This window comes from Vibrio sp. 2134-1 (assembly GCF_033339495.1).
Genome location: NZ_JAWOUS010000707.1, coordinates 1 through 585 on the forward strand (window position 1 = coordinate 1; position 585 = coordinate 585).

General features: G+C 44.4%; 1 protein-coding gene. It reads left to right on the forward strand.

Features of this window, described 5'->3' with window-relative positions:
- Positions 1–22: 22 nt before the first annotated feature.
- Positions 23–585, forward strand: a 563-nt coding sequence (locus tag R7R78_RS28090; protein WP_225474849.1) for a polysaccharide deacetylase family protein, incomplete at its 3' end; no start/stop codon positions are given.

The following is a 585-nucleotide window of genomic DNA, read 5'->3' on the forward strand; positions in this document are numbered from 1 at the left end:
CCAAACTGACACCAAAGGAACCATTTATCTGACGTTTGATGATGGCCCAATCAACGCCTCAATTGACGTCATTAATGTGCTAAATCAAGAAGAAGTAAAAGCGACGTTTTACTTTAATGCGTGGCACCTAGATGGTATTGGTGATGAAAACGAAGACAGAGCGTTAGAGGCACTAAAACTGGCGTTGGATAGCGGCCACATCGTCGCAAACCACAGTTATGACCATATGGTTCACAACTGTGTTGAAGAATTTGGCCCAAACAGTGCGGCAGAATGTAATGCAACGGGTGATCACCAGATCAACTCTTATCAAGATCCTGCCTACGATGCCTCGATGTTTGCAGAAAACTTGTCAGTACTAGAAAAATATTTGCCGAACATTACGAGCTACCCAAACTATAAAGCGAATGAGTTTGCTCGTTTGCCGTATACCAATGGTTGGCGCGTTACGAAAGACTTCAAAGCGGACGGCTTATGTGCCTCGTCCGATGATCTTAAACCTTGGGAGCCTGGCTATTCATGTGATACGGCAAACCCATCTAACAGTGTAAAAGCAGTCATCGCGGTTCAAAATATCCTAGCGAA